Genomic DNA, 26,724 nt, shown 5'->3' on the forward strand with positions numbered 1-26,724 from the left:
CCGTCACGCGACGGGAACTGCCGCGTGACGGGTAAAACACGGGTCGAACACCGTCGCGGCTAGTGCGGCCGGGTTCCGAACGACCAGTTCGGCATCAGGGTGTTGGACGACAGATTCTCGTCCTGCAACTTGCGCGCCGTCTCCACGCCTGCCACTGGCAGGCCCGTCGGATCAAGCAGCCCGATCTGCACCAGCACGCTCGCCTGATCCCAATAGATATGCTCGTGTTCGAGCTTGTCGCCCCGGAATCTCACGATGGCGACCAACGGAATCTCGACGCGGCGGCCGGTCGGTTCCACGCCCGGCAGCATCCAGTCGACCGGCGTGGTATGCGTAAAGCAGAACAGCAACTCGTCGACGAGCTGTGTCGCGCCGATCGTGCGCGAAATCGGAATCAGCTTGGTGTCGGGCGGATTGCTGTTGACGAAGTGGTTCCGGTAGAAGTGCGCCAGTTGCTGATGGCCCACGCCGCCCGTCATCGTCGGAATGTGATTGACATACGGTTCGGCCACCATCGTCTTCATTAGCGGATCGATTTCGCGAATGGCAAATTCGTACGCGCAATGGGTCTCCCACAGCGCCGCGAAGTCATAGTGCGGGCCGAGTACCCGACGCACGGCGCCGATGGTGCGCTGGTGCGCCAGTTGCGTGGCCGCCCGGTTGAAGTGATCGCCGGGACGGGCGAAGGCGTGGTCGGCGTCCGGATAGTCGTAGAGCGTGATGTTGGCGTGTCCGCCGAGGCGGGCGGCAAGTGTTTCACGTACTTCCGGCGGGGCATATTTGTCGCGTTCGGCAATATGCAGCACGAGCGGCGGGTGCTCGCCGGCGAGTTCGTCGACGTGTTGCTCGATCCCCACGCCGTAGTAGCCAACGGCGACATCAGCGCTGGTGCGCGTGACCGACAGCGCGGCCAGCTTGCCGCCGAGGCAGTAGCCGACGACGCCCACGCCGCCGGCGCATTCGGGCAACGCGCGCAGGGCGTCGACGCTCGCGCCGACATCTTCCATGCCGAGATCGACATCGAAACTCTGGAACAAGGCAAACGCCCGCTGCCAGTCGCCGGACGAATAGCCCAGCTCAATGCCCGGCTCGATACGCCAGAACAGATCGGGCGCCAGAACGACGTAGCCCTCTTCGGCGTATCGGTCGGCTAGCTCGCGAATGTAGGCGTTCACGCCGAAGATCTCCTGACACAGCACCAGTCCCGGGCCTTTGCCTCCCCCTTCGGGCAGCGCCAGATACGCCTGAAAGGTCTTGCCGTCGCGCGACTTAATGCTGATGAAGCGTCCTGCCATGTCACTGTCTCCTGAAACACCGGATCGTGCGACGTACAGTGCGCTCTCTCCCTATCTTAGGTGGCCCGTGTGTGACGCGCAGCGCGGTTAACACGTAGGACGCGACACGTAGGGCGCGGCCTGTAGCCCGTTAGGGCGCTCGGCGGAGCGTACGTCGGACGATGCGTGAAGTTAAGGGGGGGGAAGCCGGGAAGATGCGGCCATTGCCACCTTCGAGGTCCGCGGGTAGCGGCATCCGACGATACCATGCATACTCGGAACGCATGTTCCCGGCGTGAATGAAGATTTCGCGCGGGACGCTTTTTTGTACGCAATGGAGTGACCATGATTACCGTGTATCACAACCCGCGCTGCTCGAAGTCGCGCGAAGCGCTGGCCCTCGTGGAGGGCTCCCCGGCGGTGGGGGGGAGCGACCTGCAAATCATCGAGTATCTGAAGACGCCGCCAACGCTCGCCGAACTCAAGCGTCTGCATAAGCTGCTCGGTGTGCCCGTGCGCGAGATGATTCGCAGCAACGAGACCGAGTACGCCGAACTGGGGCTGGCCGATGCGACGCTGACCGACGACGCGCTGCTTGCTGCCGTGGCAAAGCACCCGAAGCTGTTGCAGCGTCCTATTGTGGTCAACGGCGACAAGGCCGTGATTGCGCGTCCGCCGGAGTTGGCGAACAACGTTCTGTAAGCGGGCTGCCCCGGGTGGCGGGAGTGCGCGCGACGCGTGATACGCCGCGCGTCTGCCGTTACGGCCCGGGCGGAGGCCATGGCGGTTTGCCGCCTGGCAGCGGCATGCAGCAGTTCAGCCGTGGGCTGTGCTGTCTTTGCCGGGGCCGGTCTCCGGCGATTCGGCGTCTGCCTCGGCGGCAGACGCTCGCGCCGCTGCCGATCCGAACACCGGCGCGTCGGCGTTGGCCGTGAGCCCGGCGCCGCGCCAGCCCGGCAGTTCAGACAGCGTCTTTTGCTGCTCGCGCAGTTCGGCGAGCATGTTGCAGAAGAGCGCGCCTTGTTCCAGCGCGTCGTCGAGCGCCACGTGCGTATGCGGCAGCGGGTCGAGCCAGACCTGCGGCAGACGCGGCTTGATGCACTTGCGGTACGGCATGCCGGTCATCGCGAACGCGAGCGTCTTGATATCGAGTGCCGACCACGAGAACGGGCAACGTCCGACGAAACGCATCATGTACCAGAACATGAACGTGAAATCGAACCCCGCCGGGTAGGCGACGAACACCGGCTTGCCCGGCAGTTTTTCCACCCACTTCACGTATGCCTTGAGCGCTTTGGCCGGGTCTTCCGGATCAACGCGGCAGGCGGCCCACGCTTCGGGCTCGGTTTTCCACCATTTCATCGTTAGCGGATGTCCCTTCGCGTCCGGCAGACACTCGAGGTTGGCGCTGAAGGTGCCGATCAGTTCCTTGTCCGCCGTATAGGCCGCCGACGCAAAGCTGAGCATCGAATGCGGTCCGGGGATCGGGCCATCGGCCTCGACATCGGTGCTAACGAAAATCTCCTCGTCCACGGGAATGATGCGCGACGGCGTGCGGGACATGGCCTCACTCATACGGCGCTCCGGGCGAGCACGGCGTCGGCGACGTACGGGTTGGTTTCGCGCTCCTGACCGAACGTGGAGACGGGGCCGTGCCCCGGAATGAACGTCACGTCGTTGCCGAGCGGCCAGAGCTTGTCGCGGATCGAGGCGATCAGGTCGGCATGGTTGCCGCGCGGGAAGTCGGTGCGCCCGATGGAGCCGGCGAACAGCACGTCGCCAACGCTGGCAAGACGTTCGTCGGCCGAGAAGAACACCACGTGACCCGGCGTATGGCCAGGGCAATGAAACACGTCGAGCGTGACATCGCCGAACTGGACGGTGTCGCCGTCACCCAGCCAGCGGTCGGGCGTGAACGGCTCGGGCTCGGGAAAGCCGAACCGCGCGCTTTGCGCTTCCAACTGGTCGATCCAGAAGGCGTCGTCCGGATGGGGACCTTCGATCGGCACGCCGTACTTCGCAGCGAGCGCACCCGCGCCGCCGCAATGATCCAGATGGCCGTGCGTCAGGAAGATCTTCTCGAGCGTCACCCCCTGACGTTCGATTTCGCCCGCGATCCGGTCGATATCGCCGCCGGGGTCCACCACGGCGGCGCGCTTCGTCGCATCGCAGACGAGCAGGGTGCAGTTTTGCTGGAATGGCGTGACAGGAATCAGGGTGACGTTCATGAGTTATCGGGGACGCGGTTTTCGCCTATTGTAATTCGGGCCGGGGGGCTACCGCCCGGCGTTCTGCCGAAGCCCGATGCGCCGGGCGTTTGTCGCAGGGGCAGGCCGGGCTTTTCCAAAAGCGTTGCGGTGGCGCGAGCCGTCGAGTCGGGTAACGCTTTGTAAACAGGTCTCGGCATGTAAGTGAACACTCGCTGATGGGTTGACTTTGACGGCGTGTTAAACTTGCGGGCTATGCGAACACGCGACATGCTCACACGGTTCGCGGTTGGTTGCGTCCTCGCCCTGACGTTGACAGCCTGCACAACGCCGCTCGAACCCCCCAGCCAAACGGCTGCCGCCACCCCGGCGACAGGCGAGCGTACCCGTGCGCGCGAAGCCAACGCACCGGTCGGCTCGAGCTTCGATCTGCATTGGCCGGGCCGGTCCTATCGCAATGAAGGCCTCAATCCCGGCGATCCCGATGCGCCGGAGCGCGACGGCGAAGCGCGTCTGCGCGCCGATGCCGGGACCTTCTATCAGAGCGGCATGGCGTCGTGGTACGGCAAGAAGTTTCATGGACGGCGCACGGCGACTGGCGAAGCGTTCGACATGAACGAGCCGACAGCCGCACATCCGACTTTGCCGCTGGGTAGCTTCGCGCTGGTCCGCAACGTGGCCAATAACAAGACCGTCGTCGTTAAAATCAACGATCGCGGGCCCTATACCCGAAATCGCATCATCGATCTGTCGTTCGGCGCAGCCAAGCAACTCGACTTTGTTCGGGCTGGGCACGCCAAAGTCGAAATCCGCCGCCTCTCCCGCAGCGAAGTCGCCGCCCTCGGTCTGGACGACACCAACAACACCCCCTGACGCGCACCAATATGCGGCCTGCTGCCGCGCCTCAACCCGATTCCCATTCCGAATTCGCATCGGAATCCTCTTAAAAAATGGGACGCGGTTCGCGCGTTTATTGTGCGAAAGTCATCATTCCAATTAAAAAATCACGCATTGTTTCATTTTTCGGCGCATTTCATTGGTTGAACGCATCGCATGAACGTGCGTACTTCCGATCCTGAGCGACCGAATCGTCTATTTTTTTTCCGATTGCCGCATCAATCTGCCGTCGTTTGGGCGCAACCCGATGTTCCACGGGCCTCCGGGGACGTTGCGTTGGCAACCGTTGTTCGCTGCCGGGGATGTGGGTAGACTGTGCCCCACGCGCAGGTGCACGCTTTGCGTGCATCCGAAAGAGGCCCGCAGAGACCCGGGCACGGCGCACCTATCAAAGCGTATTCCTGGAGGAGTTTTAATGTCGACAATGGGCAAACACGCCAAGCGCACCCTGCTGTGCGCCGTGGCCGCAGCGTTGTTGGGGACGACCGGCGCGGCATTCGCGCAAACGACAAAGTCGGTGGCCGTGCTCGCCATCGTGGAGCACCCGGCGCTCGACGCCATCCGTGATGGCGCACGCGACGAACTCAAGGCGGAAGGCTACGAGGTCGGCAAGAACCTCAAGTGGGAATACCAGAGCGCCCAGGGCAATGTCGGTACGGCCGCTCAGATCGCCCGCAAGTTCGTCGGTGACAAGCCGGACGCGATCATCGGTATCGCCACGCCGACGGCGCAGGCCGTTGCGGCAGCGACCAAGTCGGTGCCTCTGGTGTTCTCCGGGGTGACCGATCCGGTCGCCGCGCAACTGGTCAAGAGCTGGGAGCCGTCGGGCACCAACGTGACCGGCGTGTCGGACAAGCTGCCGCTGGACAAGCAGGTCGCACTGATCAAGCGCGTGGTGCCGAACGCCAAGCGTGTGGGCATGGTGTACAACCCGGGTGAAGCCAACTCGGTCGTGGTCGTCAACGAGTTGAAGAAGCTGTTGCCTGCCGCCGGCCTGACGCTGGTGGAAGCCGCCGCGCCGCGCACGGTGGACATCAGCTCGGCTGCCAGCAGCCTGGCCGGCAAGGTCGACGTGATCTACACCAACACGGACAACAACGTCGTGTCGGCTTACGAATCGCTGGTGAAGGTGGCCAACGATCGCAAGATCCCGCTGGTGGCGTCGGATACGGACAGTGTGAAGCGCGGCGCCATTGCGGCACTCGGCATCAACTACTACGACCTCGGCCGTCAGACCGGCAAGGTGGTGGGCCGTATCCTGAAGGGCGAGAAGCCGGGGGCAATCGCTTCGCAGACCAGCTCGAATCTGGAACTGTTCGTGAACACGGCGGCCGCTGCCAAGCAAGGCGTGACGCTGTCGGACGATCTGGTGAAGGAAGCCAAGACGGTCATCAAGCAGTAAAGCGCGCGTGACACCGGTGACGCGGGCGAGTGCCTGCGGCACCGGCGAGCGACAGGGCGGCGTCCGGACACGATCTGTCCCCGCCGCTCTTTTCCTATCGAATGGGTGGGACGGCTCCCCCCCGAACGCGGTCGCACAACGACCGGCTATGACCCGAACTGGCCTATGTCGGCCGTGCGAGCGCTGATGCCGAGACCCGGCATGGGCCGTCTTGCGCAGTGGAATTACGAAAATGTCCCTTTTTTCTATGATGGGCGCACTGGAGATCGGTCTGATCTTCAGCCTCGTGGCGCTCGGGGTGCTGATTTCTTTCCGCATCCTCAATTTTCCCGATCTGACCGTTGACGGCAGCTTCGCGCTTGGCGGCGCGGTGGCGGCCACGCTGATCGCCGGCGGCACCAATCCGTTTGCGGCGACCGTCGCGGCGATGGCGGCCGGTGCGCTGGCGGGTTTCATCACCGGCTGGCTCAACGTACGCCTGAAGATCATGGATCTGCTCGCCAGTATCCTGATGATGATCGCGCTCTACTCGGTGAACTTGCGTGTGATGGGCGCACCGAACGTGCCGCTGATCACGTCACCCACGGTCTTCACGATGATCCTGCCGGAGAATGCACCCGACTGGCTGCCGGACTTCGTGCTGCGTCCGCTTCTTCTGCTGGCGGTGGTGGTCGTGGCGAAGCTTGGCCTCGATTACTTCTTCTCGTCGCAGCAGGGTCTCGCCATGCGCTCGACGGGCGCGAATCCGCGTATGGCCCGCGCCCAGGGCGTGAACACCGGTCGCGAGATTCTGGCGGGCATGGCGCTGTCGAATGCGCTGGTGGCGCTTGCCGGCGCGTTGTTCGCGCAGTCTCAGGGCGGAGCCGACATTTCGATGGGGATCGGTACCATCGTGATCGGTCTGGCGGCGGTGATCATCGGCGAGACGATTCTGCCGGCCCGACGTCTCATCCTGACGACGCTGGCGGTGGTTGTCGGGGCGGTGCTGTACCGCTTCTTCATTGCGCTCGCCCTCAATAGCGATTTCATCGGTCTGAAGGCGCAGGACCTCAACTTGGTGACGGCTTTGCTCGTGGCCGTGGCGCTGGTGCTGCCGGCCACGCGCCGTAAGCTGTTCGCCCGTAAGAACGGAGGTGCCTGATCATGTTGAGCGCAAAAGACCTCAAAATCACTTTCAATCCCGGCACGCCCATCGAGAACCGCGCGTTGCGCGGCATGTCGCTGGAGATTCCGACGGGCCAGTTCGTCACGGTGATCGGTTCGAACGGTGCGGGCAAGTCCACCTTCCTGAATGCGATCAGCGGCGATTTGTCGGTGGATTCGGGCACGATTTCCATCGATGGCAACGACGTCACGAAGAAGACGGCATGGCAGCGCGCGAGTCAGGTGGCGCGCGTGTTTCAGGACCCGATGGCAGGAACGTGCGAGGCGTTGACCATTGAGGAAAACATGGCGTTGGCGGTCAAGCGCGGCGAGCGCCGGGGTTTCCGCTTCGCGCTGAACCGGGATCTGCGCGAGCGGTTCCGCGAGAAGCTGAGCCTGCTCAATCTCGGTCTGGAAAACCGGCTCTCTGATCGCATCGGGCTCCTCTCGGGGGGGCAGCGTCAGGCGGTGAGTCTGTTGATGGCGTCGTTGCAGCCGTCGCGGATTCTGTTGCTCGATGAGCACACGGCGGCGCTGGACCCGAAGACAGCCTCGTTTGTGCTGGAGCTGACGGCGCGCATCGTGCAGGAAAGTCAGCTGACCGCGATGATGGTCACGCACAGCATGCGGCAGGCGCTCGATTACGGCGACCGCACCGTGATGTTGCATCAGGGCAAGGTAGTGCTGGACGTTGCAGGCGAGGCGCGTAAGGGGCTGGATGTCCCCGATCTGCTGCAAATGTTCGAACGCACGCGTGGCGAACAACTCGACGACGATGCACTGTTGCTGAGCTGATTGCGGCGATGTCATGAAAAAGCCCGCTTCGGCGGGCTTTTTCTATTGGGCGGTGCTTGGGGAAATGGCGAGATCGTGGTCGGAATCTTCCGGTTTCCGGTGCTTATGGACACCGTTTTCCGCGCCCGGCAAATCAGCCGTTTTTCAGCGCGAGCGCACGGTCATAAAGCGCATTCTTGGGTGCGCCGGTAATCGCCGCTGCAAGCTTGGCGGCGCTCTTCGTCGGCAGTTCCGCGACCAGCAGCGCGAGGATACGCTGCGCTTCGGCGTCCACGCCGTCTTCGCTACCGCTCGCCGTTGCGCCGGAGACCGCCAGCACGAATTCGCCGCGCTGACGGTTCGCGTCGGCTTTGAGCCACGCCACGCCCTCGCGCAAAGCGCACTCGTGAATATCCTCGAAGCGTTTGGTCAATTCGCGCCCGATCAGCAGGCGTCGCTCGCCGCTCAGTCCTTCGGCCAGTGCGGCGACCGTCTCTACGATCCGATGCGGGGCCTCGTAGAAGACCTGCGCCGATGTCGACCCCGCGAGGGCGGCAATTGCCTGAGCCCGTTGCTGCGCTTTCGAGGGCAGAAATCCCACAAACGTGAACGACTCCACCCAGGCGCCGGCCGCCGAGAGCAGCGTGATGACGGCGCTCGCGCCCGGTACCGGCACCACCGTGAGGCCCGCAGCACGCACCGCGTCGACCAGTCGCGCACCGGGGTCCGAGATCCCGGGCGTGCCGGCATCCGAAATGTAGGCGATCCGCTCACCGCCGCGCAGGCGTTCCACGAGTCGCGTCGCCGCTTCGTTCTCGTTGTGCTGATGGGCCGCAATCAGCGGCTTGTCGATGCCGTACCGCTGCAACAACTGCGCGCTGTTGCGCGTATCTTCACAGGCAATGGCGTCGACCATGCCGAGGATGTGAAGCGCTCGCACGGTGATGTCGGCGGTGTTGCCCAGCGGCGTGGCCACAACATAAAGCGTGCTCGCCGGGTAATGCTGGCCTTCGGCCAGCGCCATCAGGCGCTCATCCATGGCAATGGGCTCCCGCAAACGAAAGGACTGCCACGCGGGGTTGGCGGGCGTGGGTAACACCGGCATCGCCGGGCTCGGTAAACATTGGAACAACCATGTCGAATCAGCTTGGAGAATCGTTCGAGGGCCGCGCACAGACGCTGTTGGAGCGACGCGGATGGCGGCTGGTCGCACGCAACTATCGGTGTCGCGGCGGCGAAATCGACCTCATTATGCGGGATCGCACCGGCGTGCTGGTATTCGTCGAGGTGCGTGCACGCTCGCGTAGCGACTTTGGCGGAGCCGCCGAGAGCATTACGCATGCCAAGCGACGCCGTCTTACGCTCGCCGCGCGTCACTACCTGCTGCGGCGTCCCGCAGGGCGTTGCCGCTTCGACGTCGTGGCGTTCGACGGCCATCCGCCGGTAGCGCGCTGGCTACCCGACGCCTTTCGCACCGACGAGGGCTGACGAAACCCGCGTCCCCCGGCCCTGTTACACTTGCGAAAGTGCCGTTTTCAAGACTGACGGCGTATGAACGCCGGTCAACGCAAGTGAACGCCCAAGGGGCTTCGAGGCAAGGCCGGCAGCTTTTGCGACACCCTGGCAAACGACCATGTCGATCGAACGAATTCAGCAACACTTTACGGATAGCGTCGAGACCAAACTGGCGGCGCGCGACGCGCTCCCGGAGTACATCGCCGCCGCAGCGGACGTCATGTTCGAAGCGCTGTCCAACGGCAACAAGATCCTCGCATGCGGCAACGGCGGCTCGGCGGCCGATTGTCAGCACTTCGCAGCCGAACTCGTCGGCCGCTTCGAGCGTGAACGTCCCGAACTGCCGGCCATCGCGCTGACCACGGACTCGTCGATCCTCACGGCCGTCGGCAACGATTACAACTTCGACGCCATCTTCTCGAAGCAAGTGCGCGCGCTTGGTCAGGAGGGCGACGTACTGCTTGCCATCACCACGTCGGGCAATTCCAGCAACGTGCTCGCCGCCATTGAAGCCGCGCACGAACGCGGCATGCATGTGATCGCGCTTACCGGCAAAAACGGCGGCAAGGTCAACGACGTGCTGGGCGAACTGGACGTGCATATCTGCGTGCCAGCCGATCGCACCGCGCGAATTCAGGAAGTTCACCTGCTGACGATTCACTGCCTGTGCGACCTGGTCGACGCAATGCTGTTCGGCGAAGCGTGAACCTATTGTCGTCGTAAGGCGTCAAGATCATCACGGGCACCGGGTCGCGGGGGCGGGCGGTGCCGGCTGAGTGCGGCGGGGGCCGCCCCGTTCGACCATCCCATAAGGAGAAAGCCCGATGAGTTTCCAACGCGTGGTTAAGCCGCTTGCCGCGGCAGCGTTGATTGTTGCAACCCTGGGCGGCTGCGCCCCCATCATTCTCGGCGGGGCTGCGACTGGCGCCCTGGTCGCTACCGACCGCCGTTCGGTCGGCGCGCAAACGGAAGACCGCGAAATTCAGGTCAAGGCCGAAGCCAATATCGCCAACACCCTGACCGACGACGCCGTGCATGTGAACGTGACCGTGTTCAATCGTCGCGTATTGCTGACCGGCGAAGTGCCCGACGACAAGAGCAAGCAGCGTGCGGTAGACATCGTCAGACAGATCAGCAATGTGCGCGGTATCGTCGACGAAATTGCCATCGGGCCGAAGAGTTCCTTTGGCTCTCGTTCGAATGACGCCTGGATCACCAGCAAGGTGAAGGCCAATCTGATCAATACGAAGGAAATTTCGGCCAACGTCTTCAAGGTGGTCACCGAGCGCGGCGACGTTTATCTGATGGGCCTCGTTTCCGAAGAGGAGGGCCGTATCGCCGCCAATGTGGCGAGCCGGATCGACGGCGTGCAGAAGGTGATCAAGCTTTACGAGTACGTGAAGCCGGAAGAGGCGCAGCGCCTGTCGACCGAAGCTCAGAAGAACCCGGCACCGGCACAGGCAGACGACGCGAACGCCGCAACGGTCACCACCACGCCGATTGGCAACGACACGGTGACGGCGAAGCCACTGTCCTCACCGGCACCGATCAGCGAAGGGCCCGTCAAGCCGGGTCCGTCGACCAAGACAGGTAACTGACGCACGCACGGCTCACGCCCCGGACACCCGCCTTGCGCAAGCGTGCCGAGATCTGCATAGCATCGAACCGCCGCTATCGCCTTCGTCGCCCGATGACGAACCGGCCGATAGCGGCGGCGTTCGTTTTGACGGGCGCCGTGTGGCTCGCCGCCGCAGGCGCAGCGTTCGCCGCGCCCGCCTCCGGTGTGCGCGCGGCGTCGCCGGTGTACGTCGATCAGCGAACCTCGCCGGGAGCGCAACCTGACTGGCAGGCCCGCGACTGGGCGATGGCGTGCATGAGTTGTCACAACGCGTCGGCGCCGGTGAGTGCCGGCAGGGCGGTGCTGCCAGCGCTGGAGGGCCGCCCGGTCGCAGAACTCATGACGATATTGCAGGCCATGCGCGACGGCCAGCGGCCCGCAACGCTGATGCCGCAGCTTCTCAAGGGCTACCGCGACGACGAGTTGCAGCGTATTGCCGCATATTTTGCGGCGCAACCGCCGGCCAAAGCGCCGTCGGCGTCTGTTCGTCAATCTCAATAAGGCAGACACGATGCGTCGCCGCGACTGGCTTCTCGGATTGGGCTCGATGGCCGCATTGGCCGGTGCAACCGCCACACGGGCGGCCTCGCTCTGGCCGACGCCAGTGAAAGGGCGTGCCCGTGTGGTGGTCATCGGCGGCGGGTTCGGTGGCGCCACGGCGGCGAAAGCGCTGCGTGTTCTCTCGGGCAACACTATCGATGTCACGCTCGTCGAGCCGAATGCGGCATTCGTCTCGTCGCCGTTATCGAATCTCGTGGTTGGCGGAAACTTGCGGGTAAGCGACCTGACGGTGCCTTACGACACGCTCGTCGCACGACATGGCGTGGTCTGGCGCCGCACGCGCGCCGTCGCGATCGATGCTGCCAACAAGCGGGTGCAACTCGCCGACGGCGGCCGTCTGTCTTACGACAAGCTGATCGTTGCCCCCGGTGTGTCGTTGCGTCGAGACGCCATCGCCGGGTTCTCCGAACCGGCGATCCGCGACGCCTTGCCGGTGGCGTGGATCGATGCGCGTGAAAGCACCGCCCTGCATACCCGCCTGCAAGCCATGCCGGAAGGTGGCGTATTCGCGATCACCATTCCCGAGGCGCCGTTTCGCTGCCCGCCCGCGCCGTACGAGCGGGCGTGTCAGGCCGCCGCGTGGCTCAAACAGCATAAGCCACGCGCCAAGGTGCTTGTCTTCGACGCCAACGATCAGGTGCTCGCCGAAGCGGAGCAGTTTCAAGAGGTCTGGCGCACGCAGTTCGCCGGCATCGTCGAGTATCACCCGCAATTCAATTGCACCGAAGTGGCCCTCGATGGCGCAACGCAGATCGCACGCTTCGAACTGGGCGAGGAGATTCGGGCCGATGTGCTCAACGTGATCCCGCCGATGCGGGCGGGCGATATTGCGGTAGAGAGCGGACTGGCAACGGCCAACGGCCGCTGGTGCGACGTCGATTTCCTGACGTTCGCTTCCAGGGCGCACGCCGACATTCACATTCTCGGCGACGCCATCCAGATTGCGCCGCAAATGCCGAAGTCCGGCCACATGGCGAACCAGCACGGCAAGGTCTGTGCGGCCGCCATCGTGGCGACCCTGTCCGGCCGCCTGGTCAACCCCGAGCCGCTCTATAGCAACACTTGCTACACGTTCGTGTCGGCCACCGAAGCGATGCACGTGGCGAGCGTTCACCGATATGACGCGGCACAGCACACCATGCTCCCGGTGCCGGGCACAGGCGGTGCCTCGCCGCGCGCCACGCGAGACGAATTCGCGCTGGGACTCGCATGGGCACAAGGCATCTGGGCGGACATGCTGGCTTGATGCGGATTCCGGCGGCATGCGCGGGCGTCGAAGCGCGTTTGGAGGAGAGTCTCTAAGCTACGCAACGTACGTTCTACCGACGCGCGCGAACCGGTTGTTGTGTCGGTGACGAATCTCCCCGAAATCCCCCGTTGACGGGGCCTCACGCCTCTCGGTTACACTGGCCGCACGAAAAAATAAGCGTTGGGGGGCATAGGGATGGCGTATCGCCAGGGAGAGTCCCGTCTAGCGTCACGCATCGCGCGTGGGGGCTCGGGCAAGTCTGTTCGCAACTACAACGTCGTCGTTCAGATCATTGCCGCATCGCTCACCGCCATCGGCCTGCTGGGGGCGCAACAAGTCTGGGCCGATGCCAGTCCTGTCCGTGGCGATCCGCTTCAGAGTCTTCCAAAGATTGACGTCCCCAAAGCCGCAGCCCCAACGCTGCATATTCAGGCGCCGACGCAGGAAGACGCCCTCAAGTCGCTGCTCGCCCGCAAGATCACCCCGCGGCGTTTCGGTATCGAAGGGGTCAAGTCCTTGCCTTTCGAATCGGTGGCTGGACTGTTTGCCCCGATGGCGGGCAAGGAAGTGACCATCGGCGATCTGGTCGAGAAAGCCAATCAGGTCACGAAGATGTATCAGGACGCGGGCTACCTGCTGTCCTTCGCCTTCGTTCCGGCGCAGGATTTCAACGACGGCTTCGTGCGCGTGACCGTAGTCGAAGGCTATATCTCGAGTACGAAAATTACTGGCAAGCCGGGGCCGTCCGAGCAGCGCCTGCGCGACATTGCGGCGCACATTGAGGCGGAGCGTCCCCTCAAGCGAGCGACATTCGAGCGCTATCTGAATCTGCTCACGCTCGTGCCCGGCATGAAGATCAAGGCCGACGTGCAGCCGCCCACGCAGACCGACGGCGCGACCGAGCTCTCGCTGGATGTGTCGCGTCAGCCTGTGGCGCTGGGCACGTCGCTCTCGTATAACAATCCGGGCATTCGCGGTGTATTTACCGTGTCGAGCAACGCGCTCACGCCGCTTGGCGAACAGATTCAGCTCACGGCCATCGCCCCGAAAGGGCACAACGACGAAGAGTTCTACGCGGCGTCGTATATCCAGCCGCTGGGTTCGGACGGATTGCAGGCTCGTGTCGATGCGTCGCACTATCGCGGCCAGCCGGACGATCAGGCGCTCGCGGGGCTCACGCGACATCTCGATACCAAACGTGTGGCTGTCGGGCTGTCGTACCCGATCCTGCTGAACAACCAGCGCAGCCTCACGGTCAGTGGCGGCATGTACGGCGTGAATTCACGCGACCGCTACGAAGTGCCGAATTCGCCGAACTATATTAATTCGCAGACGAACGTGCGCGCGGGGCAGGTGCAACTCGCCTATAACGAAGTCACCGACAAACAGACCCGCAGCGCCACGCTGGGTGTGTTCAAGGGTTTCAACGGCATGGGCGCGAGCCAGTCCTACACCACGCAGCCGGCGGGCGTGGCGCAAATTCTCGGCCCTTACGACCTGGCTTTCTGGCGCTTCACTCTCGATGGCAAACAGGGGGTAGTGCTGCCGTGGGACTTCGGCGTCATCGTCTCGGCCGGCGCGCAGTACAGCGGCAACACGCTGCCGACGTCCGAGCAGGCGACGTTCGGCGGCCAGCGCTTCGGTCTCGGATATCCGGCGGGTGAAATCGCCGGCGACAAGGGCTGGGGCGCGTCGATCGAATTGAACCGCATGTTCCGTACCGATTTCCGTTACCTCAAGACGATCCAGCCGTATCTGATGCTCGATACCGCTCGCGTTTATCTGAATTACGGGCAGTTGTTCCACAATCAACTCGCTTCGGTCGGGCTGGGCGTACGAATTTCGGACAGCAAGTACTACTCGCTCGACCTGTCGATCGCCAAACCGATGGCCGATGCGCCGACCAACTCGCCGAACCGGCCGCTGCGTTTCAATGCGAATTGGTCATATCAGTTCGAGTGAAGCGCGGCAGCTTTCGCAGATCGTCGCGCCCTTCAAGGGACGCCGTACGCCGAAGATGCGGCTGCGGCCGCGCCATCGCTTGTCACTTTTCTTATCGGGTTTTTCCCTGATGCCTCAATTCGCCGTGTCATTGCGCGTGTCGCTGCCCTTGCCAGCGGACATGACATCGCGTGTCGCGCAAACGCACGGAGCTGGCTGCGCTATATCCCGCTGTATACATGGGAAATTGTTTGCCGGACCCAAAATGCGCGCCGTTTCGCGAGATGCATCGGGGTCCGATATGTTGCAGTGCAGCTTGCTTCTCTCGCTCGTTATTTTGATTATCCGTATATGCGTATGTAGGCATATACGGAATTTACTGTGCCTTCACACGAACTTGAAGACTGACCGTCATGGAAGAACTCGATCGCGTATTCGAAAAGGTGTCGCACTACTTCAGCCTGCTCTCCGAGCCGACCCGGTTGCGAATTCTGCACGCGCTGTGCGGTGGCGAGCGCTCGGTGAACGAGGTGGTGACGCAGGTGGGTTCGTCGCAGACGAACGTCTCGCGACATCTCGGAGCGATGTATCAGGCCGGGGTACTGTCACGCCGTCGCGACGGGAATCAGGTGTATTACACGATTGCCGATACCGGGGTGGTCGAGATCTGTCGCGCCGTATGCGTGCAGGTCGCCGGCCGAATCGAAGAGGAGGCGTTGCCGGAGCGCGCGGTCGATGGCTTCATGCCACGCGTGAACTGACGTGCGGCGCAGGCCGTTGTGAAACCGTAGCACCGAAGCATTGCAAGGCCCGTAAGACAGCGCGGCATCGAGACCGCGTTCATAAGCCCGAACAAAAGCGGTAATCCGCCGGTGTCCTCGCGACGCTGGCGGCCGCCACAAAACGCGAGGAGACAGGGTGAGCAAGACCAGCGATAGCGCATCGCGAGCCGGCCGTTTGCGCCGCGCTCCGGAGAATTTCGTCGACGGCAATCTGGCCGCCGACATCGTTCGCGACGGGTTGAACCCGACACGACGCAGTTTTCTGCAACGCAGCTTTCTGGCGGCAGGGGCCGCGCTGGCGGGTGGCGCCGCCTTCGCCGCCGACGCCCCGGCCAGTGCGGGCGCCGCCGGCGACCCGATGATTCTCGAGCCGCGCCCATGGGCCACCTCGCTGGGTCAGGCGGTCGCGGCACGTCCCTACGGCATGCCGTCGAAGTACGAAGCGAACCTGCAACGCCGCCAGTCGCCAGGACTCACGCAGACGACACAAGCCTCGGTCGCCTTCACACCGTTGCAAGGCCTGTTCGGCATCATCACGCCGAGCGGTCTGCACTTCGAACGTCACCATCAGGGCTGGCAGGAGATCGATCCGACGCAACACCGCCTGATGGTGCACGGTCTCGTGCGCGAGGCGAAGGTGTACACGATGGACGACATCATGCGTTTGCCGTCGGTGTCGCGCATGCACTTCATCGAATGCGGCGCGAATACCGGTATGGAGTGGGGCAATGCGGCGGTGCCGACGGTTCAGTACACGCATGGCATGCTGTCGTGCTGCGAATTCACAGGCGTGCCGTTGTCCGTGCTGCTCGACGATGTTGGCGCGGACACCAAGCGCGGCCAGTTCGTGCTGGCCGAAGGCGGCGACGGTTCCGGCATGACCCGCACGATCTCGATGGAGGCGGCGCTCTCAGATGTGCTCGTCGCGTGGGGCATGAACGGCGAAATGCTGCGCCCCGAGAACGGCTACCCGCTGCGCCTGGTCGTGCCCGGCGTGCAGGGCGTGTCGTGGGTGAAATGGCTGCGCCGTATCAAGGTTGGCGATGCGCCGTGGAATACCAAGGATGAAACCAGCCACTACGTCGACCTGATGCCGGACGGCCAGCATCGCCAGTACACCTCGATTCAGGAGTGCAAGTCGGTGATCACGTCGCCCTCAGGAGGGCAGGCGTTGCTCGATCGCGGCTATTTCAACGTGACGGGCCTTGCATGGTCGGGCCGCGGCCGCATCAAACGGGTTGACGTATCGACCGACGGCGGCAAGTCGTGGCGCGCGGCACGAATCGAATCGCCCGTGCTGCCGAAGTGTCTCACGCGCTTCAACTTCGACTGGCAATGGGACGGCTCGCCGGCATTGCTGCAAAGCCGCGCGGTGGACGAGACAGGTTTCGTACAGCCGCGTTACCGGCAACTGCGCGAGGTGCGCGGCACCAAGTCCATCTATCACAACAACGCTATCCAGACTTGGCAAGTGGCAGCAAACGGGGAGGTGACCAATGTTCACGTCGATTGAACGCAAGTCACCTCGCAACGCCATGCGGCGTGTGCATGCACTGATCGTCGCCGGACTCTGGGCGAGCGCGCTGGCGCTCATCGCACTGACGGTCGTGGCGTGGCTTTCGGCACCGGCCAAGGCGGCGCCGGTCAACGCCGCTCAGACCGCTCAGACCGCTCAGACCGCTCAGACCGCGCAGGCGGCATCGCAGGCATCGTCATCACCCGTCAGGATCAAGGCGCCCACGGGGATCGGGCGCGACGCCACGCCGGCCGAAGTCAGCGCATGGGACATCGATGTGCGTCCCGACTTCAAGGGGTTGCCGAAGGGGCAAGGTTCGGTGGCAGACGGACAGAAGCTGTTCGATGCGCGATGCGCGTCGTGTCACGGCACATTCGGCGAAAGTAACGAGGTGTTCAACCCGCTGGTGGGCGGCACCACGGCGGAAGACATCAAGACGGGGCACGTGGCGTCGCTGCGAGCGAACAACCAGCCGGTGCGCACCACGCTCATGAAGGTCGACACGGTCTCGACGATCTGGGATTACATCCGTCGCGCCATGCCGTGGAATGCACCGCGCTCGCTCACACCGGACGAGGTGTACGCAGTCACGGCCTACATTCTGAATCTTGGCGAGATCGTGCCGTCGGACTTCGTGCTATCGGACAAGAACATCGCCGATGTGCAGAAACTCATGCCGAATCGCAACGGGATGACGCGTGCGCACGGCATGTGGCGCGTGGGCGACAAACCGGATACCCATAACAAGGCGTGTATGCAGGATTGTCCCGAGGCTGGTATCGTGACGTCCGCACTCCCTGCGTACGCCCGCGACGCACATGGGGATCTGGCCGCGCAGAACCGGGTCATCGGACCGGTGCGCGGTGTCGATACGAAGCTGCCGCCGCTGTCGGGCACCGCCGCGCAAAATGCGTCGGTGCGCAAGACCGCGGCCCTCGCCACGCTTGGCATGGCGAGTCCGGACGCGCCGGCCCAAACCGCCACAGCGACGTCACCGGCAGCAACGCTTGCGGACAAGAACGGTTGTCTGGCCTGTCACGGCGTGACCGACAAGAAGATCGGGCCCGCCTTCTCGGAGGTCGCCACCAAGTACCATGGGCAGTCGGATGCGACTGAAAAACTGGTGGCGAAGATACGTGCCGGAGGTGCCGGTAACTGGGGCAGCATGCCAATGCCGCCTCAGGCACAGGTCGCCGAAACCGACGTCCGCACGATGGTCGACTGGATTCTCCGTGGTGCACATTGAGCGGGCAGGGTGTCCGACGGATGCGCCAGGGTTTTCCGGCCGCCGCAGGACCCCGTCCCCTACACAAATCGAAGGAGAAACGATGAAGAAGATGCTTATCGCTGCGGCCATGCTGGCTGGCACCTCGCTGGCGCACGCCGGTGTCGACGTTGCCGCGGCGACCAAGCTCGCGGGTGCCAACGCCTGTATGGGTTGCCACGCCGTCGACAAGAAGCTCGTGGGCCCGTCTTATCAGGAAGTCGCTGCCAAGTACAAGGGCGACAAGGATGCCGTGGCCAAGCTGGTGAAGAAGGTGAAGGGCGGCGGTTCGGGCGTCTGGGGTCCGATCCCGATGCCGGCGCACCCGAACCTGTCGGATGCTGACGCCAAGATCCTCGTCGAGTGGGTCCTGGCTGGCGCCCCGGCGAAGTAAGGCCGGGGCAGGGGGCTCGCCGGCACACCGTCAAGCACGATCGGACGGCAGGCCGGGCGAGCGAACGGCGGCCGGTGCGTTGGGTGTCTTCGACACATGACGCATCGGCGGCCTTCAGAGAAGGAAATACACAGAGATGAACCAACAGCGACGCGACATGCTGCGGTTTTCCGCGGTAATGGGACTGGCGGTGGCCGCCGGGCTGATCAAGCCCGAAGAGGCTCGCGCGGCACAGGTGGAATGGAACAAGGCGGCATTTGCGACCAAGAGCGTGGCCGATACGGTCAAGGCGCTGGGTGGCACGAGCGCGAGCCCCAGCGACCTGGTCGTGCTGACCGCACCCGACATTGCCGAGAACGGTGCGGTCGTGCCGGTGGCGGTGACGAGCAAGGCACCGAATACGCAATCGATCGCGATTCTGATTGAGAAGAATCCGAATACGCTCGCCGCGTCGTTCGACATTCCGGAAGGCACCGAGCCGTCGGTGACCACGCGCGTGAAGATGGGGCAGACCTCGAAGGTCTACGCCCTCGTCAAAGCGGATAACAAGTACCTCGTGGCCGAGAAGGAAATCAAGGTCACGCTGGGCGGTTGCGGCGGTTAAGCGGCGCATCGTAGAACTCTAGAGGAGCCACAACATGGGTAATCCGATGCGCATTCGCGCAACCGAGGCCGGCGGTGTCGTCGAGGTCAAGGCGCTGATGAGCCACATCATGGAAACCGGCCAGCGCAAAGACGCTTCCGGTAACATCGTCCCCGCACACTTCATCCAGACGGTCACGGTCACCTGCAATGGCAAGACGGTGCTGACGGCCGAATGGGGTCCGGCGGTATCGAAAGACCCGTTCATGTCGTTCAAGTTCAAGGGCGGCAAGAAGGGCGACAAGGTCACGGTGACGTGGACCGATAACAAGGGCGACTCGCGTACCGACGAGGCGACCGTCGCCTGACGGGGTAAGTGCCGGGAAGTGCGCGGTGGTGCTGGCGGGGAGCCTCCCTGCCATGCGCCGAACAACCCACACAGAGGAGAGTCAGATGCTTGAGGCGCAACATAGCGCACGGGTGAGCACCCCACGTCACGCAGCATGGCTGCGTCGGACGATGCTTGGCGGCGTGCTCGCCATCGCGGGTGCCAGCGCCCCCGTAGCCCCCGTATTCGCTGCCGACAGCTCGACGGCCGACGCCATCGCGCAGTACCGCGAGATGCTCGCCGACGGCAACCCGGCCGAACTGATCGAAATGCGGGGCGAAGAACTCTGGAAAACGCCGCGCGGCCCGAACAACGTGTCGCTTGCCCAATGCGATCTGGGGCTGGGGGCTGGCGTTGTGAAAGATGTCTACGCACAACTGCCGCGCTACTTCCCCGATACGAAACGTGTGCTCGACGCCGAGTCGCGCATCGTCGAGTGCATGGTGAATCTGCAAGGCTTCAAGCGTGCAGACGTCATCAAGCAACCGTTCTCGAAGGAAGGTCAGGACCCGACCGATCTCGAAGCGCTCACCGCCTATGTGGCCGGTCAGTCGCGCGGCGCGATCATTCACGTGCCGCAGTCGCGCAAGGAAGAGAAGGAAGCCTACGCGCGTGGCCAGAAGATCTTCTATTACCGTGCCGGTCCGTACGATTTCTCGTGCGCGTCGTGCCACGGCGCAGACGACAAGCGCATTCGCCTTCAGGATCTGCCGAACCTGACCAAACCGGCGGCCGCACGTCAGGCGTTTGCCACGTGGCCGGGCTATCGTGTCTCGCAGGGCGCGCTGCGCACGCTGCAATGGCGGATGTACGACTGCTTCCGTCAACAGCGTCTGCCCGAGCTGAATTACGGCTCGCAGGCGTCCGTCGATCTGATTACCTTCCTCGGTGTGATGGCCAACGGCGGCAAGATGGACGCCCCCGGCCTGAAGCGCTGACCGATCACGAGGCACACCCATGAAATCATTCGCATTGCGCGCGACGAGCGTTGCGCTGGCAGCGGCCGGGGCACTCGTCGTCGGCATGGCGTTCGCACAGGGCGACGGCGCGAAGCTCGTCACCGGCACGACCGATGCCGCCGTGGTGCAGGAACTGCGCGACTCGTTCCGTCCTTCGGGCATCGCCCAGCTCGATCGCATCGATCAGAGTGAATTGCAGAAGCTGTGCACGCAGTATGCGGTCAAGCCGATGCCGGCGAAGATTGCCGAGCGTCTGCAAAAGGCCGAGTTGGCGAACGTCAAGGCACCGGCCGACGGCAAGTATCTCGGCGACTGGAAGGAAGGCGAGAAGGTCGCGCAGAACGGCCGCGGCATGCAGTTCACCGACAAGGCCGACACCGTCAACGGCGGCAACTGCTATGCATGCCACCAGCTGACCAAGAGCGAGATCTCGTTCGGCAACATCGGTCCGTCGCTATACCACTACGGCAAGCTGCGTGGCGATTCGCCCGAGGTGGTCAAGTACACGTGGGCGAAGGTCTACGACTCGCACAGCTACATGGCCTGCTCGAACATGCCGCGTTTTGGGGCTGCGGGCATTCTGACCGAACAGCAGTTGAAGGACGTCATGGCGCTGCTGCTCGATCCGGCTTCGCCTGTGAACCAGTAAGTCATCGCCGTTGCGGCGCGCGACCCGGGTCTGTCCGATCAGGGTCGCCGCCGACTTCCGGAGTGCTGCATGACATCCCTGAAATTTCCGAGCCGGGCCGCTGAGCGTCGCGGTTCTTCGCAATGTGCCCGCTCGCGTGAGTGGTGGCGAGGTGCGCGTGTGCAGGCTTCTGATGTTAAGACGCCTTTCGCGCGTACGAACTTCTGGCAAATGGGCGTGCCATCGATGCGTTCAGTGCGCGCTGTTGTCGACGTCGGCGTCGCCTTCGGCGCGGTGCTTCTTCCAATACGCAAGATTGCGCGACTAGCGGGTATTGATGTGCGCAGACGTATCCGGGCGGTGACAGCCGCGGCGTTAGCCATGGGGGCGATGCTTCTCGGCACACCGGCGCATGCGATCGAGGTTGGCGACACCGTCACCTTGCCGTCGCTCACGTTGCTCGACGGCAAGACGCTGCCCGCCAGCGCGTTCAAGGACCGTACGGTGATCGTCGAGTACTGGGCGTCGTGGTGCCCGTTCTGCGCGCAGCAGAATCCGCATGTGCAGAAGCTCTTCGAGGCCACGCGCGGCAAGCCAATCCAGATCGTCACGCTCTCCATCGACAAGAAGCTGCAGGAAGCCGTCGACTATATGAAGGCGCATGGCTATACGTTCCCGGCGGGCATGGAGAACGACGCGTGGCAGGCGGCGCTGGGTAAGCGTCGCGGATTGCCGGAGTTGTACGTGATCGGCCGTAACGGCAAGGTGCTGCGCAAGGAAGTGGGCGAGATGTTCGGCGAGGACGTGGCGGCGCTCGCGGATTACGCGGGGAAATAACGACATGACTCGGACGGGCGACTCAACGACTTGAGCCAGTGAGGCGGACGTGGCAGAGTCGCCGCGGAATTTCCCTTGGAACGATCGCCGCGCAATGGCGGTGACGACCGGGTGACGCGATCCGATCCGGCCCGGACGGATCTCATCGAATAACGAGAAAGCAGGCGCGCCGCACGACGTGTGCGCTACGGAGACGAAATGAATCGACGCGAGTTCATGCAGGTGTTGGCGGTGGCAGCGGCCGGGGGGATGGCGCTGTCGCATCACGAGACGGCGGCCGCGCAGGCGGCTGCGGCGTTTTACGATCTGCCGAAGTTCGGCAACGTGCACCTGCTGCACTTCACCGACTGCCACGCGCAGTTGTTGCCGATCTACTTCCGCGAGCCGAGCGTCAATCTTGGGATTGGCGGGCAGGCGAACAAGCCGCCGCATCTGGTGGGCGAGGCGTTCCTCAAAGCGTATGGCCTGCGTCCCGGCACGCCCGACGCCTATGCGTTCACCTATCTCGACTTCGCTGCCGCGTCCCGCACGTACGGCAAGGTCGGCGGGTTTGCGCATCTGGCCACGCTGGTCAAGCGCATGAAGGCGTCGCGCCCGGGCGCGCTTTTGCTCGATGGCGGCGACACGTGGCAGGGTTCCGGCACGGCCATGTGGACGAAGGGCCAGGACATGGTCGACGCCACGCTCGCGCTGGGCGTCGATGTCATGACGGCGCACTGGGAGTTCACGTATGGTGCCGATCGCGTGAAGTCTGTCGTCGAGGAGCAGCTCAAGGGCAAGATCGACTTTGTCGCGCAAAACGTGCAGACGAACGACTTCGGCGACCCGGTCTTCGCGCCTTACACGATCAGGACGATGAACGGTGTGCCCGTGGCGATCATCGGGCAGGCCTTTCCGTACACGCCGATTGCGAACCCGCGCTACTTTGTCCCGGACTGGACGTTCGGGATTCAGGAGGAGCGCTTGCAGTCAATGGTCGACGAGGTGCGTGGCAAGGGCGCGCAGGTTGTGGTCGTGCTGTCGCACAACGGCATGGACGTGGACCTGAAGCTGGCGTCGCGCGTGCGCGGCATCGACGCGATCATGGGCGGTCATACGCACGATGGCGTGCCGAAGCCCGTCGTCGTGGAAAACGGGGGCGGCAAGACACTCGTGACCAATGCCGGGTCGAACGGCAAGTTCCTCGCCGTGCTCGACTTCGACGTGAAGGGTGGCAAGCCGGTGGACTTCCGCTACAAGCTGCTGCCGGTCTTCTCCAATCTGCTGCCGGCCGACGCGCCGATGCAAGCCCTCATCGAGCGCGTACGTGCGCCGTTTGCCGCAAAGCTGGCTGAGCCGCTGGCAGTGACGGAGGGCGTGCTGTATCGCCGGGGCAACTTCAACGGCACCTTCGACCAGTTGCTGCTCGACGCGGTGATGGCCGAGAAGGACGCCGAAATCGGCTTCTCGCCGGGTTTCCGCTGGGGTACATCGCTGCTGCCGGGCGCGACGATCACGATGGAGCAACTGCTCGACCAGACGGCCGTCACGTATCCGTACACAACGCTCACGCCGATGACGGGCGAGACGATCAAGACGGTGCTCGAGGATGTGGCCGACAACCTGTTCAATCCCGACCCGTACTATCAGCAGGGCGGGGACATGGTGCGCGTGGGCGGCATGGACTACACGATCGACCCGATGGCGCCGATGGGGCAGCGCATCACTGAGATGCGCCTGAACGGCAAGCTGATCGAGGCGGGCAAGACGTACAAGGTGGCAGGCTGGGCGCCGGTGGCCGAGGGCGCCCAGGGCGAACCGGTCTGGGACGTGGTGGCCCGCTACCTCCGGGCCCAGAAAACGGTGGTCGCGAAAGCGCCGAAAGTCCCGTCCATCAAGGGGATGAAGGGGAATTTGGGGGCGGCTTGAGTCGGGGGTGGTCGTCGGGCGGCGGCGAGGCCCGGCCGCCGGGGTTTTTGCCGGGAAAACGCAAATCCCGACCAATTTTGTCGGCTGCTCGCCGTGCCCAAAAAAATCGCTATAATCGTTGCTTCGTGTGGGGCGGTAGCTCAGCTGGGAGAGCGTCGCGTTCGCAATGCGAAGGTCGGGAGTTCGATCCTCCTCCGCTCCACCAATCGACTCGCAGACGGCTTGTCAGGTCCGCGAGCGTCAATCAAGCGCCTATTTTGCGCTCACATCCCTTCTGACAGCGATTCTGTTGCCGTAACACGCAATTTCTCTACAGATTCCGCTGAACTGCGTCGTCGGATGGCTCAATTCACATCGGCTGCGTAGGCATAAAGCAACGTCTTCGCTTTAAGTAACAGGTGGTTGTATTCGTAACGGACTGTTAGAATCGTTCGATTTCGTACAGAAGTGCGATAGCGTATGCATTTGGCCTGCGGGTTGACGTGTGTGTATCGGTCCTGAAAAGGGGCGATTATTCTCGCCCTGTGTCACACCACTTAGGACTATTTTTGACATCGCCCTTTGGGATCGCGTGAATTCAATGTCAAGTCGACAGACGCTTATTCAACGGGACACCGATTTTCGAGTGTTACGCATTCTGCAGGAAACGCCGGACATCACGCAGCGAGAGCTCGCTCAAAAGTTGGGCGTTAGTGTGAGTGGATTGAATTACTGCATGAAAGCATTGATCGCCAAAGGCTGGGTCAAGGTGCAGAACTTTAGTCACTCAAAAAACAAGTTTGGGTATGTTTATGTTTTGACTCCGCGGGGCATTGCGCAAAAAGCGGCATTGGCAAGTGAGTTTCTGATCCGGAAAATGCAGGAATACGAAGCGCTTCGGATCGAAATCGAATCGTTGCAATTCGAGGTCGAAGATCAACAGAGAGAAAGACCGAGGAGTGCATGATTTCAGACGATGACGCTGAGACTTGAGCGACGACCCCCCCACTCGACGTTCGAGGTATCGGAGTAACGACGCGTCGCATGGCGACGCTGCACGGGCCATAGCAATTAAGCGGCAACAGGCCGATGCATTTGCTGGACATCTACGTATGAGCTACACGATTACCCTGACGGACGGTAAGACATTCGATTGCGCCGAGGACGAATCCATTCTCGACGCCGCCGCGAGGGCCCATATCCCGTTGGCATACAGTTGCAAAACGGGACGTTGCAGCACCTGCAAGACCAGCGTCGTGAGCGGAACGTCGCGAGCGCGGGTCCACGAGCAGGGCATTTCCGAAGCGCTAGTAGCGGCGGGCTGGATTCTCAGTTGCGTGCGAGTTCCGAGCTCCGACATGACCCTTGAAGTCGATGATCTCGGCGGTGTGGTTCTGCCGGAGGCGCGCACTTTGCCTTGCAAGATTCATGCGCTGGAGCGATTGTCCGTAGACGTAATGAAAGTCGTTCTGCGCTTGCCGCCGACGGCAAAACTGCAGTTCTTCGCCGGACAATATATCGACGTCATTGGGCCTGGCGGCGTTCGTCGTAGCTATTCTCTGGCATCGTCGCCGACGAACGACGACTTGCTCGAACTGCATGTTCGCGAAGTCCCCGGAGGCGCAATGAGCGCCTATTGGTTCGAACGTGCAAAGCCTGGCGATCTTATGCGACTGGTCGGCCCGCTTGGCACATTCTTCCTTCGTCCGTGTGTTGGCAAACACGTTGTGTTTCTCGCGACCGGGACAGGCATTGCACCTGTGCGCGCCATTCTGCAATCGATGCAGACGCTGGCTCCGGAAGCGTTGCCGGAGTCGATCTCCGTGTATTGGGGCGGTCGTCTGCCCGGCGATCTATATATTGACCCGATGCCTGCCGGCCTCGCGGTGAAATTCATTCCGGTGCTGTCGCGCGCGCCGCAAGCGTGGGATGGTGCAAGCGGTTATGTCCAGAACGCCTTAATCGCCGATGCGCCTGAACTCAAAAATTCAGTTGTTTACGCATGCGGGTCTAACGAGATGATCGAGAGTGCGCGGAGCCTGTTGATCGCACACGGTCTTGGTGAACGAGATTTTTACTCGGACGCCTTTGTTTGCTCTGCGGCTTTGTAAATCGAAAAGAAGGGGAAACGATGAAAGCGGTTATTTTAGCCGGCGGTCTGGGCACTCGTCTGAGTGAGGAAACCTCAACGCGACCCAAGCCGATGGTCGAGATCGGCGGCAAGCCGATTCTCTGGCACATCATGAAGATGTATTCCTATCACGGCATCCACGATTTCGTGATCTGCTGCGGGTACAAAGGGTACGTGATCAAGGAGTATTTCGCGAACTACTTCCTGCATATGTCGGACGTGACTTTCGACATGAAGAACAATTCGATGCGAGTTCACGAGCGCCGAGCAGAACCCTGGACCGTTACATTGGTGGATACTGGCGACGACTCCATGACAGGCGGGCGACTGGCTCGCGTTGCCGACTACGTGAAAGATGAAGAGGCATTTTGCTTTACGTACGGTGATGGTGTCGGCGATATCGACATCACGGCCACGATCGATTTTCACCGCAAGCACGGGAAAGCGGCCACACTCACAGCGACGTTTCCGCCCGGGCGTTTCGGTGCTCTCGACATTGAAAAACGCCAGGTTCGCAGCTTCAAGGAAAAGCCCAAGGGTGATGGTGCCATGATCAACGGCGGCTTCTTTGTGCTTTCGCCGAAGGTGCTGTCTTATCTGGACGGCGACGCAACGGTGTGGGAGCAGGAGCCGCTGATGCGTCTGGCCAACGATGGCGAGTTGATGGCTTACGAGCATCAGGGCTTTTGGCAACCGATGGACACGTTGCGAGACAAGCATCTGCTTGAGGAACTGTGGGGCAATGGCAAAGCACCCTGGAAGAAGTGGGACTGAT

At 62.8% G+C, this 26,724-nt stretch carries 28 protein-coding genes and 1 tRNA gene; 25 read left to right on the forward strand and 4 right to left on the reverse strand.

What is annotated here, in order from left to right; all coding sequences use genetic code 11:
* Nucleotides 1-59: 59 nt before the first annotated feature.
* Nucleotides 60-1,295 (reverse strand): dienelactone hydrolase family protein, encoded by a 1,236-nt coding sequence (locus tag AT395_RS00845; protein WP_042113545.1) that lies wholly within the window; start codon nt 1,293-1,295, stop codon nt 60-62.
* Nucleotides 1,296-1,619: 324 nt separating this feature from the next.
* On the opposite strand from AT395_RS00845, the gene arsC reads away from it, so the two are divergent.
* Nucleotides 1,620-1,976: an arsenate reductase (glutaredoxin) gene (arsC, locus tag AT395_RS00850; RefSeq protein ID WP_042113544.1), complete on the forward strand. Its 357-nt coding sequence runs from the start codon at nt 1,620-1,622 to the stop codon at nt 1,974-1,976.
* A gap of 114 nt (nt 1,977-2,090) precedes the next feature.
* Here arsC and AT395_RS00855 read toward each other — a convergent pair whose 3' ends face one another.
* Nucleotides 2,091-2,849 carry a 3'-5' exonuclease family protein gene (locus AT395_RS00855; RefSeq protein WP_048628342.1) on the reverse strand — a complete coding sequence of 253 codons (759 nt, stop codon included), beginning with the start codon at nt 2,847-2,849 and terminating at the stop codon, nt 2,091-2,093.
* The gene (locus AT395_RS00860; RefSeq protein WP_048628341.1) at nt 2,846-3,502 is read right to left on the reverse strand and encodes an MBL fold metallo-hydrolase; all 657 of its coding nucleotides are present in this window, start codon (nt 3,500-3,502) and stop codon (nt 2,846-2,848) included. Before AT395_RS00860 ends, AT395_RS00855 begins: the two co-directional genes overlap by 4 nt.
* 249 nt (nt 3,503-3,751) lie before the next feature.
* Here AT395_RS00860 and AT395_RS00865 point away from each other — a divergent pair, with 249 nt between their 5' ends.
* The 4 genes from AT395_RS00865 to AT395_RS00880 all read left to right on the forward strand — a co-directional run bounded on the left by AT395_RS00865 (nt 3,752) and on the right by AT395_RS00880 (nt 7,718).
* Nucleotides 3,752-4,354, forward strand: a complete 603-nt coding sequence (locus AT395_RS00865; protein ID WP_058375270.1) for a septal ring lytic transglycosylase RlpA family protein — start codon at nt 3,752-3,754, stop codon at nt 4,352-4,354.
* Nucleotides 4,355-4,793: 439 nt separating this feature from the next.
* Nucleotides 4,794-5,780, forward strand: coding sequence for an ABC transporter substrate-binding protein (locus AT395_RS00870; protein WP_039372934.1), 987 nt, complete (start codon nt 4,794-4,796; stop codon nt 5,778-5,780).
* A gap of 232 nt (nt 5,781-6,012) precedes the next feature.
* Nucleotides 6,013-6,921, forward strand: coding sequence for an ABC transporter permease (locus AT395_RS00875; RefSeq protein ID WP_042113542.1), 909 nt, complete (start codon nt 6,013-6,015; stop codon nt 6,919-6,921).
* A gap of 2 nt (nt 6,922-6,923) precedes the next feature.
* Nucleotides 6,924-7,718 (forward strand): ABC transporter ATP-binding protein, encoded by a 795-nt coding sequence (locus tag AT395_RS00880; RefSeq protein ID WP_042113541.1) that lies wholly within the window; start codon nt 6,924-6,926, stop codon nt 7,716-7,718.
* A gap of 133 nt (nt 7,719-7,851) precedes the next feature.
* Here AT395_RS00880 and rsmI read toward each other — a convergent pair whose 3' ends face one another.
* A complete protein-coding gene (gene rsmI, locus AT395_RS00885; protein WP_048628340.1) occupies nt 7,852-8,736 on the reverse strand; it encodes a 16S rRNA (cytidine(1402)-2'-O)-methyltransferase in 885 nt (294 codons plus the stop codon).
* Between the two features lie 95 nt (nt 8,737-8,831).
* On the opposite strand from rsmI, the gene AT395_RS00890 reads away from it, so the two are divergent.
* The 20 genes from AT395_RS00890 (at nt 8,832) to rfbF (ending at nt 26,723) form a co-directional block, all read left to right on the forward strand.
* A complete protein-coding gene (locus tag AT395_RS00890) occupies nt 8,832-9,185 on the forward strand; it encodes a YraN family protein (RefSeq protein WP_042113539.1) in 354 nt (117 codons plus the stop codon).
* 145 nt (nt 9,186-9,330) lie between these two features.
* On the forward strand, nt 9,331-9,918 hold the full coding sequence (locus AT395_RS00895) for a phosphoheptose isomerase (protein WP_042113538.1): 588 nt from the start codon (nt 9,331-9,333) through the stop codon (nt 9,916-9,918).
* A gap of 118 nt (nt 9,919-10,036) precedes the next feature.
* Nucleotides 10,037-10,810, forward strand: a complete 774-nt coding sequence (locus tag AT395_RS00900) for a BON domain-containing protein (protein WP_042113537.1) — start codon at nt 10,037-10,039, stop codon at nt 10,808-10,810.
* A 32-nt stretch (nt 10,811-10,842) separates the two neighbouring features.
* Nucleotides 10,843-11,331, forward strand: coding sequence for a c-type cytochrome (locus tag AT395_RS00905; protein ID WP_058375271.1), 489 nt, complete (start codon nt 10,843-10,845; stop codon nt 11,329-11,331).
* A gap of 10 nt (nt 11,332-11,341) precedes the next feature.
* Nucleotides 11,342-12,637: an NAD(P)/FAD-dependent oxidoreductase gene (locus tag AT395_RS00910; RefSeq protein WP_048628339.1), complete on the forward strand. Its 1,296-nt coding sequence runs from the start codon at nt 11,342-11,344 to the stop codon at nt 12,635-12,637.
* Between the two features lie 198 nt (nt 12,638-12,835).
* Entirely contained in the window at nt 12,836-14,602 is a 1,767-nt protein-coding gene (locus AT395_RS00915; RefSeq protein ID WP_048628338.1) for a ShlB/FhaC/HecB family hemolysin secretion/activation protein, read from the forward strand.
* A gap of 392 nt (nt 14,603-14,994) precedes the next feature.
* Nucleotides 14,995-15,342 carry an ArsR/SmtB family transcription factor gene (locus AT395_RS00920; protein WP_042113535.1) on the forward strand — a complete coding sequence of 116 codons (348 nt, stop codon included), beginning with the start codon at nt 14,995-14,997 and terminating at the stop codon, nt 15,340-15,342.
* A 157-nt stretch (nt 15,343-15,499) separates the two neighbouring features.
* Complete coding sequence (gene soxC, locus AT395_RS00925) at nt 15,500-16,876, forward strand: sulfite dehydrogenase (protein WP_042113534.1); 1,377 nt, start codon at nt 15,500-15,502, stop codon at nt 16,874-16,876.
* On the forward strand, nt 16,860-18,125 hold the full coding sequence (locus tag AT395_RS00930; RefSeq protein WP_048628337.1) for a c-type cytochrome: 1,266 nt from the start codon (nt 16,860-16,862) through the stop codon (nt 18,123-18,125). Before soxC ends, AT395_RS00930 begins: the two co-directional genes overlap by 17 nt.
* 82 nt (nt 18,126-18,207) lie before the next feature.
* Nucleotides 18,208-18,537 (forward strand): c-type cytochrome, encoded by a 330-nt coding sequence (locus AT395_RS00935; protein WP_042113532.1) that lies wholly within the window; start codon nt 18,208-18,210, stop codon nt 18,535-18,537.
* Between the two features lie 136 nt (nt 18,538-18,673).
* A complete protein-coding gene (gene soxY / locus AT395_RS00940; RefSeq protein WP_039372958.1) occupies nt 18,674-19,141 on the forward strand; it encodes a thiosulfate oxidation carrier protein SoxY in 468 nt (155 codons plus the stop codon).
* Nucleotides 19,142-19,175: 34 nt separating this feature from the next.
* Nucleotides 19,176-19,487, forward strand: coding sequence for a thiosulfate oxidation carrier complex protein SoxZ (gene soxZ, locus AT395_RS00945; protein WP_042113531.1), 312 nt, complete (start codon nt 19,176-19,178; stop codon nt 19,485-19,487).
* A gap of 151 nt (nt 19,488-19,638) precedes the next feature.
* Entirely contained in the window at nt 19,639-20,445 is an 807-nt protein-coding gene (soxA, locus tag AT395_RS00950) for a sulfur oxidation c-type cytochrome SoxA (protein ID WP_156219691.1), read from the forward strand.
* Between the two features lie 19 nt (nt 20,446-20,464).
* The gene (gene soxX, locus AT395_RS00955; protein WP_048628336.1) at nt 20,465-21,115 is read left to right on the forward strand and encodes a sulfur oxidation c-type cytochrome SoxX; all 651 of its coding nucleotides are present in this window, start codon (nt 20,465-20,467) and stop codon (nt 21,113-21,115) included.
* A 360-nt stretch (nt 21,116-21,475) separates the two neighbouring features.
* On the forward strand, nt 21,476-21,931 hold the full coding sequence (locus AT395_RS00960; protein ID WP_048628428.1) for a TlpA family protein disulfide reductase: 456 nt from the start codon (nt 21,476-21,478) through the stop codon (nt 21,929-21,931).
* A gap of 198 nt (nt 21,932-22,129) precedes the next feature.
* The gene (soxB, locus tag AT395_RS00965) at nt 22,130-23,839 is read left to right on the forward strand and encodes a thiosulfohydrolase SoxB (protein ID WP_048628335.1); all 1,710 of its coding nucleotides are present in this window, start codon (nt 22,130-22,132) and stop codon (nt 23,837-23,839) included.
* Between the two features lie 129 nt (nt 23,840-23,968).
* Nucleotides 23,969-24,044, forward strand: a tRNA-Ala gene (locus AT395_RS00970).
* Nucleotides 24,045-24,419: 375 nt separating this feature from the next.
* Nucleotides 24,420-24,785 (forward strand): MarR family EPS-associated transcriptional regulator, encoded by a 366-nt coding sequence (locus AT395_RS00975; protein WP_048628332.1) that lies wholly within the window; start codon nt 24,420-24,422, stop codon nt 24,783-24,785.
* Between the two features lie 145 nt (nt 24,786-24,930).
* Complete coding sequence (locus tag AT395_RS00980; RefSeq protein ID WP_048628331.1) at nt 24,931-25,929, forward strand: FAD-binding oxidoreductase; 999 nt, start codon at nt 24,931-24,933, stop codon at nt 25,927-25,929.
* Nucleotides 25,930-25,949: 20 nt separating this feature from the next.
* Entirely contained in the window at nt 25,950-26,723 is a 774-nt protein-coding gene (gene rfbF, locus AT395_RS00985; protein WP_048628330.1) for a glucose-1-phosphate cytidylyltransferase, read from the forward strand.
* Nucleotide 26,724 lies beyond the last annotated feature (1 nt).

The sequence above is a fragment of the Pandoraea apista genome (assembly GCF_001465595.2).
GTDB lineage: Bacteria > Pseudomonadota > Gammaproteobacteria > Burkholderiales > Burkholderiaceae > Pandoraea > Pandoraea apista.